This window comes from Ferrovibrio sp. (genome assembly GCF_046297595.1).
GTDB lineage: Bacteria > Pseudomonadota > Alphaproteobacteria > Ferrovibrionales > Ferrovibrionaceae > Ferrovibrio.
In genome coordinates this window covers 536,695-554,450 of record NZ_JBKBHT010000001.1, presented here as the reverse complement: position 1 = coordinate 554,450, position 17,756 = coordinate 536,695, and the positions used below count along the sequence as shown (strand labels likewise).

Sequence of the window (17,756 nt, the reverse complement as noted above, 5' to 3'; positions counted from 1 at the left end):
GGATCATGGCTATCCGTCGTCTGCCCGAAACGCTGGTCAACCGCATCGCCGCCGGCGAGGTGGTGGAGCGGCCGGCTTCAGCCGTGAAGGAACTGGTGGAGAATGCCATCGATGCCGGCGCGCGTCGCATCGACGTCGCCATCGCCAATGGTGGGCGTAGCCTGATCAGCGTCAGCGACGACGGCAGGGGCATGGCGCGCGACGACCTGCCGGTCGCCGTCGAACGCCACGCTACCTCCAAGCTACCCAGCGACGACCTGCTCGATATCCGCTGGCTCGGTTTTCGCGGCGAGGCGCTCCCTTCTATCGGCGCGGTCAGCCGCATGAGTATCGTCAGCCGACAGGAGAATGACGACTCCGCCTGGGCCATCGAGGTGGAAGGCGGCAAGGTCGGAAGCGTGAAGCCGGCGGCAGCCGGCAAGGGCACGCGGATCGAGGTGCGCGACCTGTTCTATGCCGTGCCGGCGCGGCTGAAATTCCTCAAATCCGACCGCGCCGAGGACTTGGCCGTGCAGGAGATCATGCGCCGCCTGGCCATGGCGCATCCCGGCATCGCCTTCACGCTGCAGCAGGATGGCCGGGTCAGCTTCCGTGCCGATGCAGTGCCGGCCAGCCTGATGGACGATGGGCAGGACCTGCAGCAGCTCGGCCGGCTGGAACAGATCCTCGGCCGCGACTTCGCAGACAATGCCGTGCCGATCAGGGCCGAGCGCGAGGGCATCCGGCTCACCGGCCATGCCGGCCTGCCGACCTATAATCGCGGCAATGCCCAGCACCAGTATCTGTTCGTCAACGGCCGCCCGGTGCGCGATAAGCTGTTCGTCGGCGCGCTGCGTGGCGCCTATGCCGATTTTCTCAGCCACGACCGCCATCCGGTCGTGGCCCTGTTCCTCGACCTGCCGGCCGAACAGGTGGATGTGAACGTGCATCCGGCCAAGGCGGAGGTACGCTTCCGCGATTCCGGCCTGGTGCGTGGCCTGATCGTCGGCGCGTTGCGCCATGCCCTGGCCGAGGCCGGCCATCGCGCCTCCACCACCGTGGCGCAGTCGGCGCTGGGTGCCCTGAAGCCACAGGCTTCGCCCACCATGCCATTGCCCTTTCAGTCCACTTTCGGCGGGCCGTCGCGCTGGCGCGGCTACGACAACCTGCGGCCCAGTTCAGTGCCCGGCCTGGCCGAGGCGGCGGCGCTCTACAACGCGCCCCAAGGAGATTTCTCGGGAGATTTCTCGGGTGAAACGACCGCAACAGGCGAAGGCCTCGCGCCGGCAGCGCGCAACGAGGATGCGGGTGTTGCTCCTGTTCCGCTGCAAAGCTATCCGCTGGGCGCGGCGCGCGGGCAGTTGCATGAAACCTACATCGTGGCGCAGACGGCCGACGGCATCGTGATCGTCGATCAACATGCTGCCCATGAGCGCCTGGTCTATGAGCGCATGAAGGTGAACCTGGAAGCCGGCCGCGTGCCGCGCCAGGTGCTGCTGCTGCCCGAGGTGGTGGAACTCAGCGAAGCCGAGGCCACGCGCCTCAGCACACGGGCCGACGAACTGGCCGAACTCGGCCTCGTGCTGGAAGGCTTCGGCGCCGGCGCCGTGGTGGTGCGTGAAGTGCCGGCTCTGCTGGGCGACGTGGCCGTGCAGGCCCTGGTGCACGACCTGGCCGATGCCATCGCCGAATACGATTCCGTGCTGCCGCTGAAGGAAAAGCTGGAAGAGGTCTGCGGCACCATGGCCTGCCATGGCAGCGTGCGCGCCGGCCGCCGGCTCACGCTGGACGAGATGAACGCGCTGCTGCGCCAGATGGAGGCCACGCCGCATTCCGGCCAATGCAACCACGGCCGCCCGACCTACGTGGAACTCAAGCTGGCCGATATCGAGAAACTGTTCGGCCGGCGGTAAGACCACAAAGTCTCAGGGCACGATGGCCGTGGTCAGCGTCGCCTGGTTGTTGCCGGCATGGGGATCGAGGATGCTGCCACTCTCCACCGCGGCCGTCACCCGGAAATCTCCCGCACTGCCAGGCCGCAGCACCAGCACAATCGGTATCTGCTGCCCGGCGGCGAGGCTGGCCAGATTGCATTCCACCTGCCGGCGCGTGGGCGAGAGCAGCGGAATTTCCACGCATTGCCCGGCCTGCGGCGTGTTCGGCATATAGTCGATGCCGGCATCGCGCGGCAGGGTGATGGTGGCGCGCAGGCTGTGGGCCGTCTCGGGGCCGCGATTGCGCAGGTTGATGTAATGCGTCAGGCGGCCATTCACCCCCGCCTCGCCCTGAACATTGATCACCACCTCCAGATCGGCCGGCGGCGCCTGCACCAGGCGGGTTGCCGTCTGCATCATTGGCGCCGGCAGGCCGGCGGCCTCACCGCTGGCCGAGGCCAACACGGTACCGAGCCCGAAGGCCTCCGCCGATAGCAACACCGAGCGGCTCTGTTCCAGCGGAAGGGCGGTAAAACGACAGTCCAGTCGCGCCTCCAGGGGCGTGATCGCCAGCGGCTGGCATTGGCCGTCGCTGGCATTATCCAGCCGGATATTCCGCACCACCTTGTCGAGGCGGAAGCCGGCCTGCAGCCGCACATCGCTTAGTGCCGTATTGCCGCTGTTGCGCAGGTTGATCTTGTAACCGAAGCGGTGGCCAAGCTGGATCTCAGCGGGATCGATGTCGAGCGCCACGGTAAGGCCCGGCATCGGCGCGGGTGGCGCTTCAACGATGAAGACCTCGGTGGCGCTGTTGTCGCCGCGCAGATTGGCCGGTTCATTCTCTGCCGTGGCCTCCACCGTGTTGGCATGAACGCCCGGCATGCAGGTGCCGCGCAGCAGCCCGGCCCACAGGCCACCGGCCGGGATGGGATTGCCAAGCATGCAGGTCACTGTCTGGCCGTTCAGGCTGCAGGGCGGGTTGGGCGGCATCAGCGGTTGGCATCCGGCCGGCAAGGTATCGGTCAGGCGCGCGCCGCTGGCCGGCAGCAGGCCAGTATTGCGCAGCTCGATCAGGAATTCGGCGGCCTGCCCGGCCGGCACCGGATTGGCCAATGCGGTTTTCAGCACCAGCAGGTCGGCCGTGCCGATGGTCGTGGTCTGGCTGGCGGTGTTGTTCGAGAGATCGGCATCGGCCTGCGTGGCCTGCACGCGCGCCTCGGCGATGACCATACCGCCCTGGCTGCAGGATAGCGGTAGGGTCAGGGCTGCTGATGCCATGCCCGGCGCCAGGTCATTCAGGGCATGGCTGAGCGTCGCGCCGCTGGAACTCCAGCCGACCGGCAGCGGAAAGGCTGGAGCACAGCCAGCGGGGATGTCGACACTGACGCTGACGCCGGTGGCGACACCGTCACCGTTGTTGATCGCGGTGATCTGGTAGCTGAAGCTCTGCCCCGGCGCGACCGGATCGGCGCTGTCGGTGAAGGCCAGGCGCAGATCGGGTCCCGGCTGCGGCAGCGACAGGCGCGCGACGAAAATATCCTCGCTGCCCACCATCCCGTTGCGATAGTTGTTGGTAGCGGGGAAATCGGCCGATGCCGTTCGTCCCGCGATGATCAGTGTCGTTTCGGAAGGGGCGGCGACGAAATATCCCATCTCGGAGTTGCCGCCGCCGATGAAACGCCACGGGCCCTGCGCGTCCAGCGCGGCGATCAAGGCATCCGAACTGCCGTTTGGCACATTTTCCGAAATGATAGGGGCTGGTGGCACTTCGCTGCCACGGCCGGTGATCCAGATGCGGTCGTTTGGTGCAACCGCGATGCTTTGCACCGACGTCGGGCGCGGGCCGACATAAGTGACCTGCTCGCGCTGGCCGGTCGGTGAGAAGGCGGCATAGAAGCCATAGCTTGGGGATGGTGTGCCGCCGAAGATCGAGTTGATCTGCGGCAGGTCGGTCGACCCCGTGCCCCCGGCGACATGGGCGCGGTTGGCGGTGTCGACGGTGAGGCTGTACGCATTATCCGAACTGCTGCCGCCGATATATTGCAGATAGGCCAGGCTGGCATCGTCGCTGCCAAGCTTGAACAGGAAGGCATCGCTGTCGCCGCGGTGGGGCTGGCTGCCGGACGGTCGCACCGGCAGGTCGGGCGACCCTGTCAGGCCCGCGCCCAGCAGGCTGCCGGTATTGTCGACCACGAGGGACAGGATCGCGTCATTCTGGCTGCCGCCCATATAGTGGGCGAAATCCAAAGCCCCAGTGACGATGTTCAGCTTCGCCACATAGCTGTCGGGATTGGTGTTATCCGTGCGGCTGACATTGAGCGGGGGCAGGCCCGACACCAGCGGCGTCATGGCAAAATTGGTCGAAAAAGTCTCACCAGCCACGAACAGGCTGTTGCCGCGGATCGCCGCCGTGCGGCCATTCTCCAGGTCATTGCCGCCCAGGTAGGTGACGTAGGTTGGCAAGCCGGCTGCATCGAAGCGGGCGACAAAGGCATCATCATAACTTCCAGGATTGGCCTGTGCGGCATCGGGTGAGACCGGCAGGTCGCTTGAGCTGACGCTGCCAACAAGGAAGGTGCCGCCGTCGGGTAATGGAGCCAGGCCGGAACCGCTGTCGCTATTGCTGCCGCCGAAATAGGTGGAAAAGGCCAGCGTCAGGTCATTGGCCGCGAAGCGGGCCAGGAAGGCATCCGAGAATCCGCGGCGGATCGCCTGCTGCCCGCCGACAACCGGAAAATCTGCCGACGTGGCAACCCCCGTAGTCCAGATATCACCAGAAGGCGCCAGCGCGAAACTGCTGAAATCGGGCCGTTCTATACCGCTCCCCCCCAGCACGGCGGAGGCATCCAGCGTCGGGTCGATCACCAGCGGCCGGCGCGGATCGTAGCGGCCGATGCGCAGGCTCACGTCCCTATTGCGGCCCAGCACGTAACCGCCCGCCACCAGCTCACGTCGGCCATCCCGGGTTTCCTGATACAGGTATGGCGCGCTCAGGCGCAGGCGCTGGCCGCCCAGCTCGATCTGCAGTATGCCGCGTTCATCCAGCGACAGCCGCTCGGCGGTGGGGAAATGCAGGCGGATGCGGCGCGGATCGGCCTGCGGCGCCACTAGGAAATCCAGCCGCGAGCCGCCCCGGTCCGGTCCGATGCGCAGGTCGATGCCGGGATAGAGGTCGCGATACAGCACGGCATCATAGCCGGGCAGTCCGGTTTGCCACTTGCCGCGGTCGCGGCCGACCGCGTGGTTGATGCGGGCCGTGTGGGGCTGCTCGCCGCTCAGGCGCGTCTTGACGCCGGCGGCCTTGCCCGCGCCGGCGAACACCATGCGCAGAACGAGCGCGTCGATGCCATCCCGTCGTTCAGGGCGTGGGATGCCCCCGCCGTCTTTCGCGGAACGATTCCTGGCCGGCAATGCCAGCACGAAGGCGGCTTCGGTATCGGAGAGGAAGATCGACTGCCCGATGCCGCGGGCCAGGAACCGCACCGGCGCGGCGGCCTGGCCGCGATTAGGCTCGAACAGCATCGGCAGCCGTGCAGCCGTGATCTTGTTGTGTGCTTGTATCGATCCCGGCGGGGCCGCGCGCTCCTGCGCGTCCAGTGATGCGATCGGACTCAGGCCGGCAACGGATATTGCCAGAATCAGGGCTTGAACATACCACCGCATGCATTCCCCCCATGGCCAACGGCGATGGCACAGATTGGCACTGCTTCAGGGAGGAAGCGAGGGCTGTCTTATGAAGGGCTAGCGCTGCCGGATCAGGAAGGTCAGCCGGGCGGGACCCTGCTGGCGCTCTTCCAGCAGAATAAAGCCGGACGGAATGGCAAAGGAGCCTTTCGCGTCAGTCTCCACCATCACCAGGGCGTCGGCTTTCAGCCAGCCTTCGCGGTCCAGGGCAACCAGCGCCTGGGTGCCCAGGCCGGAGCGGTAGGGCGGGTCCATCAGCACCAGGTCGGCCGGTGCCGGTGCCGGGCCCGGTTTGGTGCAGTCGGCGCCGCGCAGGGTGATGCGCTCGGCCATGTCGAGTTCGCGGGCATTCTGCAGGATCACGCGCCGTGCGGCAGGGTCGAGTTCAAACAGGTAGGCATGATGCGCGCCGCGGGAGAGCGCCTCGAAGCTCAGCGCACCGCTGCCGGCAAAGGGGTCGAGCACGATGCCGCCTTCCAGCCGGCTCTTGCCCTCGTCGGTCATCAGGCTGGGCGAATGCAGCAGCATGTTGAACAGGGATTCACGCACCCGGTCGATGGTCGGCCGGGTGTTGCGGTCGGGCGGCGCGATGATCGGCCGGCCGCGATGGCTGCCGCCGACGATGCGCATTACGGCGTCTTCGGCCGCAGCATCGGCCGCTTTTTCGGGGGCTTGGCCGGCGCAGGCTTCGGGCTGCGCTCACCGAGCGTCTTGGTCTTCACGCCCAACTGCTCGGCCAGCACCTTGCCCGGCACTTCCTTCACCTTGCCGGGTTCCAGGCTGCCGAGCTGGAAGGGGCCATAGGCCACGCGGATCAGGCGGCTCACCTGGTGGCCCAGATGCTCCATCACACGCCGCACCTCGCGGTTCTTGCCCTCGCGCAAGCTGACCACCAGCCAGGTATTGTCGCCCTGGCTGCGCTCGATGCCGGCGCTGATCGGGCCATAGGCCACGTCATCGATGGTGACGCCTTTCTCCAGTTCCGCCAGATGCTGCTTGTGCGGCAGGCCGTTGACGCGCACGCGATAGCGCCGGAGCCAGCCGGTGGCCGGCAGTTCCAGCTTGCGCGCCAGTTCGCCATCGTTGGTCAGCAGCAGCAGGCCCTCGGAATTGTAATCCAGCCGGCCGACCGAGATCACGCGGGGCAGGTCCTTTGGCAGGCTTTCGAACACGGTAGGGCGGCCCTGCGGGTCCCGGTGCGTGGTCATCACGCCGCGCGGCTTGTGATACAGCCACAGCCGGGTCTTTTCCGGGCCGGCAATCGGCTTGCCGTCTACCACGATGCGGTCGTCCGGCCCGACCAGGAAGGCCGGGGTGTCGAGCCGTTTGCCGTTCACTACGACGCGGCCTTCGGCGATCCAGCGTTCGGCATCGCGGCGCGAACAGATGCCGGCCCGCGCCAGCCGCTTGGCAATACGCTCGCCTTTTTCTTCCGCTTCGCTCCCAGCTTGGTTTTTCATGGGCGGCACGCTGCGATGAAGGCGGAAAACAGCTTGCGGTCGCCGTCGCTGATGAAGAATTCGGGATGCCACTGCACGCCGATGCAGAAGCGATAGCCCGGATGCTCGATACCTTCGATCACGCCGTCGGGCGCGACAGCGTCGCAGATCGCGCCCGGGGCCACTGTCTCGACAGCTTGATGATGCGCTGAATTCACCGGCAGCTCGGCGGCGCCGACGATTTTGTGCAGCAGGCTGCCGCCCGTGATCTGAACCGGATGACCGGGTTCGTTGCGCGGATTGGGCTGCTCATGGGCCAGAGCATCCTGCACCGCATCGGGGATATGCTGGATCAGCGTGCCTCCCAGCACCACGTTCAGCAGTTGCTGCCCGCCGCAGATGCCCAGCACCGGCTTGTTCCGTTCCAGCATGCCGCGGGTGATCGCCCATTCGAATTCGGTGCGCGCCGCCTTCACCTTCACGGTGTCATGTTTCTCGTTGGCCCCGAACAGGGCGGGGTCGACGTCGAAATTGCCCCCCGTCACCACCAGGCCATCCAGCAGGTCGAGATAGGCCGGCACAGCCGAGGGCTCGTGCGGCAGCACCAGCGGTACGCCGCCGCTGGCCGTTACCGCGCTGCAGTAATTCTGCCGCAGGGCATACCAGGGGAATTTCGAATAACCGCCAGGTTCTTCCGAATCGAGGGTTATTCCTATCAATGGTTGCGGCATGGCGGGGAAACACACATTAATGTTGAGATGAGGGGCAGGCTTTGCTTAGTCTGGAATACACGGATTTCCGCGGATTCCGGAAGGGGGTAGGCGATGATCATAGCAAAATTGACCCGATTGCAGAAATGGCTCATCGGCACCGCCGCCGCAATGGTGCTGGGTGGGACGCTGTCGGCTGCGGATGTCAGGGCGGAGTTGCCGCCGCATGCCAGAATTCTCGAGATTTTCGATACGGTGGCGCTGAATGCGCAGAATAGCCAGGTCGGCATCACGCGTAAATGGACCGGGCCGATCCGCTACCGCACCGATGGCATGCTCTATGACAAGGCAAGGATCGCTACCGCCATTGCTGCGATTGAAAAACTGGGTCAGCTCGCTGGTGTTCCGGTCGCACCGGCGGCTGAAGGCGAGCCGGAAAATTATCTGCTGATGTTCCGCAATGTCTCCTATTTCACCGTGCCGGGCTTCGGTAAGGCCAGTTGTGTGGCCTATCTGCGCAGTCCGGAACAGCAGGGCTTTGCCATCACCCATGTCCGGCTTGAGATCAACCTAGCTGCAGATCCCGATATCAGTCGCTGCATATATCATGAGGGGGTGCATGGGCTTGGCTTGCTTGGCCATCCTGATCGCGTCGATTCCGTACTCAATTACCAGACGCGCAACCGGGCCGAACCCAGCGAACTGGATCTGCTGCTGATCCGCCTGCTGTATGATCCGCGCATGAAACCCGGCATGGGGCGCTTGCCGGCCCTGCTGGCGGCGCACCAGATTCTGGCCGAGATTCGGCCAGCCGGCGCGGAACTGCCGACGGCTTATCTGGATGGCATTGTCGCGGCCCTGACCAAGGCAGCCGGACAAGGCAGTCGTCTGGCGCAGCGCCAGTTGGACGAGGCTTATCGTCATGGCCAGCATGTTGCGGTCGATGACGTAGCGGCCGGACATTGGCATGCATTGTGGTCACAACCGGTGCAGCCGCCGTCAGCCGGCGCGATCCCGCTGGACGATCCGCGGCAATTGCCGTTCGTTTTCGGCGGGTCGGTCTATGAGGGTTATAAGACATTCCTGTCGCGCACGACACGTCCGCGCGCCTTTGCCGTTGCCTCGTCTGGTTCCTGGGGGTGGTATGCAGGCCGCAGCAATGCCGCCGAACGTGCGTTGGCAACCTGCCAGCAGAACAATCTGGCGCCGTGCATGTTATATGCTGTCGACGATTCAGTGGTATGGAAGCCTTCCACCGTTGGCCCCTATGGCGACGAAGATGCCGATTGGGGGGTGATCGGAACCGACCGGCCGCAACCGGCCGACAAGCTGCATGCACCGACGCCGCGTCAGCATGCGACAGCGCCACGAGTCACGACCGAGCAGCTCATGCAGATGATACAGGCGGATCGAAAGCCGGTCCTGCTGGATGCTGCCGGCGGCTCGCATTGGTCCTTGCCGGGTGCTTACCGGCTGTTCGTCACAGAGGGACTTGATCTGGCAGAACAGCAGAAGGTCAGTCTGCGGCAGTCTGTGGAAGAATTGCGGGGCAATGATGCCAGCCGCCCTCTGGTTGTCTTCTGCACCAGCTCATATTGCTGGATTTCATACAACATGATCTTACGACTTCAGGAACTGGGGGTCGAAAACATTCACTGGTACCGTGGCGGCATTGCAGCCTGGCGGGCCGCCGGCCAAAATGTGGCCTGGCCGACCTTGGTCGAGCCGTTCTGACGTCATGACAGGAAGTCACGATTGCCATCACCTATGGATATCGCCCTTGAGGAAGCCCGTGCCGCCGAGGCGCGCGGCGAGGTGCCCATTGGCGCGGTGATCGTCGATGGTTCCAATGGTTCGGTGGTGGCCCGGGCCGGCAACGAGACCCGGGCGCTGAATGATCCGACCGCCCATGCCGAAATCCTGGCGATCCGCCGGGCCGCCGAGGCACTGGGGGCGGAGCGGCTAAGCGGCTGCGACCTCTACGTCACCCTGGAGCCCTGCACGATGTGCGCCGCAGCGATCAGCTTCGCCCGTCTGCGGCGCCTGTATTACGGCGCCGAGGATCCCAAGGGCGGCGGCGTGGCTCACGGCGCGCGGTTCTTCGCACAACCGACCTGTCATCACCGGCCCGAGGTCTATGGTGGCATCCACGAAACGGCCGCCGCCGCTCTGTTGCGCGATTTCTTCGCCGCGAAACGCTGATTCCCAATCGATCCGTATTCGGCCCTAGCCGGGCGCAGCGGGCAGTTCTAAACTCCTGCCCGTACCGCTATCGGTTAACTTGCAATAAGGGACGGAAATCATGGACTTCGAATCCTCGGATCGCGTCAAGGAGCTGCAGGAAAAACTCAGCCGCTTCATGGACGAGCATGTCTATCCGAATGAACAGCGTTTCGACGACGAGGTGGAAACCGGCGACCGCTGGCAGCCCACCACGATCATCGAAGAGCTGAAGGTGAAAGCCAAGGCGCAGGGCCTGTGGAACCTGTTCCTGCCGGAAAGCCATCGCGGCGCCGGCCTCAAGAACCACGAATATGCCACGCTCTGCGAGATCATGGGCCGCGTGTGGTGGGCGCCCGAAGTGTTCAACTGCTCGGCACCCGATACCGGCAACATGGAAGTGCTGGAGCGTTACGGTACCGAAGAGCACAAGAAGCAGTGGCTGGAGCCATTGCTGGAAGGCAAGATCCGTTCAGCCTTCGCCATGACCGAGCCGGCCGTAGCCTCGTCGGACGCCACCAACATCGAGGCCGAGATCAAACGCGATGGCGATTCTTACGTCATCAACGGTCGCAAGTGGTGGACGTCGGGCATCGGCGATCCGCGCTGCAAGATCATGATCTTCATGGGCAAGACCGACCCGAAGAACCCGGACAAATACAAGCAGCAGTCGATGATTCTGGTGCCGCGCGACACTCCCGGCGTGAAGGTGCTGCGCATGCTGCCGGTTTTCGGCTATGACGATGCGCCGCATGGCCATGGCGAAGTGGCCTTCGAGAATGTGCGCGTACCGGCATCCAACATGCTGCTGGGCGAGGGGCGCGGTTTTGAGATCGCCCAGGGTCGTCTCGGCCCGGGCCGCATCCATCACTGCATGCGGCTGATCGGCCAGGCCGAGCGTGCGCTGGAGAAGATGTGCAAGCGGGCAAAAAGCCGCGTTGCCTTCGGCAAGCCGGTTTCCGAGCAGACCGTCACGCTGGAGCGTATCGCCGAGGCGCGCTGCATGATCGACCAGGCTCGCCTGCTCACCCTGCATGCGGCCTGGAAGATGGACACCGTCGGCAACAAGGCGGCGCGCAAGGAAATCGCCATGATCAAGGTGGTGGCGCCGAGCATGGCCTGCCAGGTGATCGACTGGGCCATGCAGGTGCATGGCGGCGGTGGCGTGACCGAGGATTTCGGTCTGGCCGCGGCCTATGCCCAGGCGCGGACGCTGCGCTTCGCCGATGGTCCGGACGAGGTGCATCGCAACCAGATCGGCCGGCTTGAACTGGGCCGCTGGAACTAAAGTTTAAAACCCACAAAAAAGTAGAGCCTCCCCATGACTGTTGAATCCTACTTCTCGACAACCTATTCGGAAGCCCGCCAGAAATTCGCGGCGGCGGCGGAGGCGGCGAAAGCCGCCTTCACCGTTTACGAGAATCCCAATGCCAAGGGCCCGAATGGCGAAGTGTTGACCACCGACGTCGCCTGTATCGGCCCCGATGATGCCGAGCGGGTCTATCTGACCATCTCGGGCACCCATGGCGCAGAAGGTTTCTGCGGCTCGGGTTCGCAGATCGGACATTTCAAGGACCGACTGTTCGATGCGATGCCGGCGAATACCAAAGCGATCATGATCCACGCGATCAATCCCTATGGCTTTGCCTGGCTGCGGCGTGTGACCGAAGACAATGTCGATCTCAACCGCAACTTCCAGGATTTCTCCAGACCTTTGCCGCAGAACAAGGCCTATGAGGAAGTGCACGACTGGCTGATCCCGAGCCACTGGGAGGGTCAGGGCCGGGCGGCGGCTGATCAGGCTATTCTGGAATACCAGCAGAAGTACGGCGTCTTCGCATTCCAGGCGGCGATGTCAGGCGGCCAGTATTCGCGGCCCGATGGCTTGTTCTTCGGTGGGCAGAAACCGACCTGGTCGAACGATACCTTCCGCCGCATCCTGCGCGAACACGTTCCTGCCACGGCGCGCAGGCTGGTCAGCATCGACTTCCATACCGGCCTTGGCCCGATGGGCTATGGCGAGCCGATCTTTGTCGGTCCGGAAGACAAAGGGTTCTATGACCGGGCGAAGAAAATCTTCGGCCTGGAAGTGACCAACCCCAATGACGGCAGTTCCAGTTCGGCGCGCGTCACCGGCACCGTGCCGGAAGCTTTCCTCGGCCTGCCGAAATCCATCGAGGTGACGGCGATTGCCCTGGAATACGGGACCCAGCCTTGGCAACAGGTGACCGAAGCGCTGCGCGGCGATCATTGGCTGCATGCCAGGGGCGACGTGAATTCGCCCCTGGGCAAGCAGCTCAAGCAGAAAATCCGCGATGCCTTCTATACCGATACGCCGGCCTGGAAGGCGGCCGTTTATGGCCGGGCGGCGGATTTCGCCCTGCGGGCTTTCCGCGGTCTTGCAGATTGATCAGTGGTGCAACTCGGCTAGCCGTTCGGACCGCGAGGCCGGACGCTGGTCGGTTGCAACCTCACCCAGCATCATCCGCTCAAGCTCCTGGCGCGCCCGCGCCAGGCGGCTGCGGATCGTCCCGATCGGACAGCCACAGATCTTCGCGGTTTCCTCATAAGACAGGCCGTTGCCGACCACCAAGACCAGCACCTCGCGCTGGGCCGGGTTCAGGCGGTTGACCGCCTGCAGCAATTCATCCAGCACCAGCTTGTCTTCCTGCGGCGCCTTCACTGCCATCAGGTTCTCGATCGCCTCCGAATCGCCGAAGGTCGTGGCTTCGCGGCGGCGGCGGCGCGCCTGGTCGATATGCTGGTTGCGCATGATGGTGAAGGCCCATGCCTTGAAATTGGTGCCGGGCTGGAACTGGTCTGACTTGGCCAGTACGCGCAGAACGGTTTCCTGCGTCAGATCCTCTGCCCAATGGCGGTCGCGGGTGAGCATGACGGAGAAAGCTTTGAGCGAGGGCAGCGTCTCCATCAGAAGGCCGTGAATGCTATCGGTCATGGGGATGGTCCTCTTCATTAATGGAACGGGAATCGATGGGGGAAAAAGTTCTGGAGCAACGTCTCGTCGTCTGTGTCCCGAGCATGGCCATGGGGGGCCGAACGGGCCAGCGACAAAGCCGGGGCAGGCTGTGATAAAGCTGCGACATCAATGCGCCGCAGCAGCAGTAATTACCTAATTAAATCAGATCTTTAATTTGTCAGATGCGGCTGTGACATCAATGCTCACAGTCTCGGCCAGCCGATCCTGCAATCGCGGGAGGGCACGGTCGAGCCAGATGGAAAAAGCATCCTGCTTCTGCTTGCTGGCGGACTTTTGTTTCGCGGCAGATTTTGGTTTGGCGGCGGGTTTTCCGTCCACGGGCGGGTTTCGCAGAACAGCCGATGCGCTGGCATCGATAGCGCCGTCACCAATAACCGCTGATGCGGCTGGCCGCGTGTCCTTGTTGCGCTGTTTTTTCGACATCGAAACCCCGACTTGGCGATTTCGCCCGCTTGCAATGGCGCCATGTCACTCGACCATGGCTGGGTACCAGAATACCGGCGCCTTGTGGGGTGATCCAGATCAAATCTCCCAGACGCCATTGGAAGAATAGCAGCGGCCGGCAATGGTTCCGTCGCCGTTGCACAGGCTATATCCCAAAAATCGCAGTTTGCCGTTAAGGGCGAATTTCTGCGGGCAGGAACCAAGCGTCTGACATGACGTTGATATTTGCATGCGACGCCTGTGACGCGTGGCGGTGGGCCCACGGCGCAGAGCGCGTGATATCAAATATCATGGAGGACAGAATGCAAAGCAGAGAACGCCTGATTTCCGCCGACAAGGTGGAGGGGACCACCGTTTACAATCCGACCGGCGATAAACTGGGGTCCATCAACAATGTGATGATCGACAAGCTCAGCGGCAAGGTTGCCTATGCCGATATGTCGTTCGGCGGCTTTCTTGGCATAGGCGACCGTCATCACCCGTTGCCCTGGGGCATGCTGAAATATGACGAGAAACAGGGCGGCTATGTCGTGAATCTCGACAAGAAAACCTTGGAATCGGCGCCAAGCTATGGCGCCGACGAGCGGCTGAACTGGGAAGACGAGGTCTGGGGCCGCAAGGTGCACGACTATTACGGCGTGCCCCCGTTCTGGATCTGAACGATCTCCGCATTGGCGAGGGTCATGCATAAACGAAAAGGGCGCCGTGTGGCGCCCTTTTTTATGGCCTGACACTCCACTTCTCAGTCATCCCCACCATCCACCAAATTCCAGGCCTGGTTGGCTACGGACCGCATCACCGCGCTGTAGGCTTTCAGGGTGGCCGAGGCATTGCCGCTGGCCATGCCGCGCTTGACGATGCCCTGCGCCATCACGGCGACCCGGAACAGCGCGAAAGCAAGATAGAAATTCCAGTGTGCAATGCCGTTGTCGCGAATCGCCGGCCAAGAGCTGTGGCGGCAATAGCTGGCGATGTAGTCCGGTTCACCCGGGATGCCGGTTTCGATGAAATCCGTGCCTTGCAGGCTGCCCATGCCGGGAATGGTGACGCGATAAGGCATGCAGTTGATGGCGAGGTCGGCAAGCGGATGGCCGATCAGCGCCAGGTCCCAGTCCAGGATGGCCACGATGCGCGGCTCGCTGGGGTGGAAAACAAGATTCTCCAGACGCAGGTTGCCATGCATCAGTGAGGTCAGGTCGTCGGTTGGCACATAGGCCGGCAACCAGTCGAGCAGGCGTTCCATCGCGCCGATCTCTTCGGTGCGGTTGGCGCGATACTGCTCGCACAACGTGGCGATCTGGCGGTTCAGGTAATCCAATCCGCCACCATTCATCGGCAGGCCAGTGGCCGTCGGCGCCAATGCATGGATGCCGGCCATTGTGGCGGCCATCGCATCGTAATGGGCCTGACGCTGCTTGGAATCCATGCCCGGCAGGTTGGGATCGCGGAACTGCCGGCCGGGCACAAAGTCGAGCAGGTAAAAGGGTGTGCCGATCACCGTTTCGTCGGTACAGGCCAGTTGCGGCACGCCGACCGGAAGCCCGGCGACATGCAGGGCGCGCAGCAGGCCGAAATCGCGCTCGATGGATTCCGCCATGGTGGAGCCCTTCTTGGGCTGGCTGCGCTTGCGCAGCACCATGTTGCGGCCGGGCATATGCAGCAGGAAGGCGGGGCTGGCGGTCGGCCCCTTGAATTGCTGGATGGTCAGCGGGGCTTTGAAATCGGGCAGATGGCGTTGCAGATACGCCGTCAACTTGGCCTCGTCGAACCGGTGCTGCGGTTGTACGGGGGTCAGATCGACGGCCGTCATGCCTGTTCAGCCCCCCGTCATCTTCTCGACCACCGCCCAGGCCTGCTCGGCGATCGGTCGGGCGCGCTTGCCCGATTCAATCGCATGCTGGCTGGCGGCCGTGCCGTCCTTCACCCGTCCCATGATGCCCTGCAGGATGCCGGCAATGCGGAACATGTTATAGGCCATGTAGAATTCCAGATGGGGAATGCCGTCACGGCCGGTGCGCCGGCAATAGGCGGCGATGTAGTCCTGCTCGTTAGGGATGCCGAGGGCGGCAAAATCGACCCCGGCCAGGCCACGGAAGGTTTCCGGCGCCAGCCGCCACGACATCAGGTGGTAGGTGAAATCGCCCAGCGGGTGGCCCAGCGTGGACAATTCCCAGTCCAGCACCGCGATCACGCGCGGCTCGGTCGGATGGAAAATCATGTTATCCATCCGGTAATCGCCATGCACGATGCTGGTCTCGTCGCCGGGCGGAATATTGGCCGGCAGCCACTCGATCAGCTTGTCCATGGCCGGAATTTCTTCCGTCTCGGACGCTTTGTATTGTTTGCTCCAGCGGTTGATCTGGCGGGCGAAATAATCGCCCGGCTTGCCGTAATCGCCCAGGCCGATGGCGCTATAATCCACCTGATGCAGCGCTGCGATGGTGCGGTTCATGGCATCGAAGATGCCGGCCCGCTCGTCGCGGTTCATACCAGGCAGGCGCTGGTCCCAGAAGATGCGGCCTTCCACGCAATCCATCACGTAGAAGGCGGTGCCGATCACGCCATCGTCCTCGCACAGGCCATAGGTGCGGGCAACCGGCACGTCGGTCTGGCCGAGCGCGGTGATGACGCGGTATTCGCGGTCGACGGCATGAGCCGAGGGCAACAGCTTGCCTGGCGGCTTGCGGCGCAGCACGTATTTCTTCGTCGGCGTGATCAGCATGAAAGTGGGGTTCGACTGCCCGCCCTTGAACTGCTGCACGGTCAGCGGACCGCGATAGTCGGGCACGTTCTCTTTCAGCCAGCGTTCCAGAGCGGCTTCGTCGAATTTGTGGCGCTCCTGCACCGGCATGGTGCCCGCGAAGCGATCCTGATCACTCATGCTATCGTTTCCCCGTGTCTTGGAGCGCCGGATACGACAGCGCTCCCGGATACGATAGCCAAGCGACGCAGGGCGGCGCAACCGCTCCCGGCAGGCGGGGCGGGTCGCAGATTGCCTGTGTGCGGTTGTTATTTTTGTTCGCGCGCCACGGCGCGCCAGCCAATGTCGCGGCGGCAGAAGCCCTCGGGCCAGCGGATCTTATCCACAGCGGCATAGGCGCGCTGCTGGGCGGACTTCACGCTGGGGCCGTAGGCGCAGATGCCCAGGACGCGTCCGCCATTGGCCACGATGGCGCCATCGGCACGCTGCGCCGTGCCGGCATGGAAGACCTGGACATCGGCTTCGGCCGCAGCGGCATCAAGGCCTTCGATCACGGTACCCTTGCGCGGCTCGCCGGGATAGCCCTCGGCGGCCATCACGACGCAGAGGGCGGTATCGTCGCGCCAACGCAGGTCGAAATCCTTCAGCACGCCATCGCGCGATGCCATCAGGGCCGGCAGCAGGTCGGATTTCAGGCGCAGCATCAGCGTCTGGCATTCCGGATCGCCGAAGCGGGTATTGTATTCCAGCAGCTTGGGGCCGTCTTTTGTCAGCATCAGGCCGGCAAACAGCACGCCCTTGAACGGCGCCCCTTCGGCCGCCATGGCCGCCACGGTGGGGTTGATGATCTTTTCCATCACCTCGGCCTGCAGGGCCGGGGTCAGGGCCGGGGCAGGCGAATAGGCGCCCATGCCGCCCGTATTCGGCCCAGTATCGCCATCGCCGACGCGCTTGTGGTCCTGCGCCGAGGCCAGTGCCAGGGCATGCTTGCCATCGACCAGGGCGAAGAAACTGACTTCCTCGCCGTCGAGGAATTCCTCGATCACCACTTCCGCGCCGGCCTCGGTGAACAGTGCCGTATTCGCGGCCAGAGCCTCATCCAGCGTCATGGCGACCGTCACGCCCTTGCCGGCGGCCAGGCCATCGGCCTTCACCACGATGGGCGCGCCCTGCTTGCGGATGAAGGCTTCCGCCGAGGCGGCATCGTGGAAGCGGCCGTAGGCGGCGGTGGGGATGCCGTATTTGGCGCAGAGGTCTTTCATGAAACCCTTCGAACCTTCCAGCCGGGCGGCGGATTTGGTCGGGCCGAAACAGGCAAAGCCAGCGGCTTCCAGATGGTCGACCAGGCCGGCCACCAGCGGCGCCTCGGGGCCGACCACCACGAAATCGATATGCTCGTCACGGCAGAGCTGCAGCACGGCATCCAGATCGGTTGGATTGACCGGGGCCAGTCTGGCCACCTGGCCGATGCCAGGATTGCCCGGGGCGCAGACCAGCTTGGTCACCAGCGGCGAGGCGGACAATGCCCAGCACAGGGCATGTTCGCGGCCGCCCGATCCGATAACGAGAAGGTTCATATGCTTACCCAGGGAAATGACAGGAAATTGGCCGCTCCGCGCCCCTGACCTACCGGTGGGGCGGCTGGAG

General features: G+C 64.0%; 15 protein-coding genes. 6 read left to right on the top strand and 9 right to left on the bottom strand.

Annotated elements, in window-relative coordinates:
- Positions 1–5: 5 nt before the first annotated feature.
- A complete protein-coding gene (gene mutL / locus ACK4FJ_RS02795) occupies positions 6–1,892 on the top strand; it encodes a DNA mismatch repair endonuclease MutL (RefSeq protein ID WP_409763694.1) in 1,887 nt (628 codons plus the stop codon).
- 12 nt (positions 1,893–1,904) lie between these two features.
- Here the strand turns inward: mutL and ACK4FJ_RS02790 are convergent, their stop codons facing one another.
- From ACK4FJ_RS02790 to ACK4FJ_RS02775, 4 genes are all read right to left on the bottom strand, one after another.
- Positions 1,905–5,435, bottom strand: coding sequence for a hypothetical protein (locus ACK4FJ_RS02790; protein WP_409763691.1), 3,531 nt, complete (start codon positions 5,433–5,435; stop codon positions 1,905–1,907).
- 219 nt (positions 5,436–5,654) lie between these two features.
- Positions 5,655–6,227, bottom strand: coding sequence for a 16S rRNA (guanine(966)-N(2))-methyltransferase RsmD (gene rsmD, locus ACK4FJ_RS02785; protein WP_409763688.1), 573 nt, complete (start codon positions 6,225–6,227; stop codon positions 5,655–5,657).
- Positions 6,227–7,057, bottom strand: a complete 831-nt coding sequence (locus ACK4FJ_RS02780) for a pseudouridine synthase (RefSeq protein WP_409763685.1) — start codon at positions 7,055–7,057, stop codon at positions 6,227–6,229. Before ACK4FJ_RS02780 ends, rsmD begins: the two co-directional genes overlap by 1 nt.
- On the bottom strand, positions 7,054–7,767 hold the full coding sequence (locus ACK4FJ_RS02775; RefSeq protein WP_409763682.1) for a gamma-glutamyl-gamma-aminobutyrate hydrolase family protein: 714 nt from the start codon (positions 7,765–7,767) through the stop codon (positions 7,054–7,056). Before ACK4FJ_RS02775 ends, ACK4FJ_RS02780 begins: the two co-directional genes overlap by 4 nt.
- 93 nt (positions 7,768–7,860) lie before the next feature.
- Here ACK4FJ_RS02775 and ACK4FJ_RS02770 point away from each other — a divergent pair, with 93 nt between their 5' ends.
- The 4 genes from ACK4FJ_RS02770 to ACK4FJ_RS02755 all read left to right on the top strand — a co-directional run bounded on the left by ACK4FJ_RS02770 (position 7,861) and on the right by ACK4FJ_RS02755 (position 12,376).
- Positions 7,861–9,480 carry a DUF2927 domain-containing protein gene (locus tag ACK4FJ_RS02770; protein WP_409763679.1) on the top strand — a complete coding sequence of 540 codons (1,620 nt, stop codon included), beginning with the start codon at positions 7,861–7,863 and terminating at the stop codon, positions 9,478–9,480.
- 33 nt (positions 9,481–9,513) lie between these two features.
- Positions 9,514–9,948: a nucleoside deaminase gene (locus ACK4FJ_RS02765; protein WP_409763676.1), complete on the top strand. Its 435-nt coding sequence runs from the start codon at positions 9,514–9,516 to the stop codon at positions 9,946–9,948.
- A gap of 100 nt (positions 9,949–10,048) precedes the next feature.
- Positions 10,049–11,254 carry an acyl-CoA dehydrogenase gene (locus tag ACK4FJ_RS02760; RefSeq protein ID WP_409763673.1) on the top strand — a complete coding sequence of 402 codons (1,206 nt, stop codon included), beginning with the start codon at positions 10,049–10,051 and terminating at the stop codon, positions 11,252–11,254.
- 33 nt (positions 11,255–11,287) lie between these two features.
- The gene (locus tag ACK4FJ_RS02755) at positions 11,288–12,376 is read left to right on the top strand and encodes a M14 family metallopeptidase (protein ID WP_409763670.1); all 1,089 of its coding nucleotides are present in this window, start codon (positions 11,288–11,290) and stop codon (positions 12,374–12,376) included.
- Here the strand turns inward: ACK4FJ_RS02755 and ACK4FJ_RS02750 are convergent, their stop codons facing one another.
- On the bottom strand, positions 12,377–12,922 hold the full coding sequence (locus ACK4FJ_RS02750) for a sigma-70 family RNA polymerase sigma factor (protein WP_409763667.1): 546 nt from the start codon (positions 12,920–12,922) through the stop codon (positions 12,377–12,379).
- Between the two features lie 183 nt (positions 12,923–13,105).
- Positions 13,106–13,387, bottom strand: a complete 282-nt coding sequence (locus ACK4FJ_RS02745; RefSeq protein WP_409763664.1) for a hypothetical protein — start codon at positions 13,385–13,387, stop codon at positions 13,106–13,108.
- A gap of 323 nt (positions 13,388–13,710) precedes the next feature.
- On the opposite strand from ACK4FJ_RS02745, the gene ACK4FJ_RS02740 reads away from it, so the two are divergent.
- The gene (locus tag ACK4FJ_RS02740) at positions 13,711–14,067 is read left to right on the top strand and encodes a PRC-barrel domain-containing protein (protein ID WP_409763661.1); all 357 of its coding nucleotides are present in this window, start codon (positions 13,711–13,713) and stop codon (positions 14,065–14,067) included.
- Positions 14,068–14,150: 83 nt separating this feature from the next.
- Here ACK4FJ_RS02740 and ACK4FJ_RS02735 read toward each other — a convergent pair whose 3' ends face one another.
- The 3 genes from ACK4FJ_RS02735 to purD all read right to left on the bottom strand — a co-directional run bounded on the left by ACK4FJ_RS02735 (position 14,151) and on the right by purD (position 17,686).
- Positions 14,151–15,218 carry a phosphotransferase gene (locus ACK4FJ_RS02735; RefSeq protein WP_409763658.1) on the bottom strand — a complete coding sequence of 356 codons (1,068 nt, stop codon included), beginning with the start codon at positions 15,216–15,218 and terminating at the stop codon, positions 14,151–14,153.
- Between the two features lie 6 nt (positions 15,219–15,224).
- Positions 15,225–16,289, bottom strand: coding sequence for a phosphotransferase (locus tag ACK4FJ_RS02730; RefSeq protein WP_409763656.1), 1,065 nt, complete (start codon positions 16,287–16,289; stop codon positions 15,225–15,227).
- Positions 16,290–16,417: 128 nt separating this feature from the next.
- The gene (gene purD, locus ACK4FJ_RS02725) at positions 16,418–17,686 is read right to left on the bottom strand and encodes a phosphoribosylamine--glycine ligase (protein ID WP_409763653.1); all 1,269 of its coding nucleotides are present in this window, start codon (positions 17,684–17,686) and stop codon (positions 16,418–16,420) included.
- Positions 17,687–17,756 lie beyond the last annotated feature (70 nt).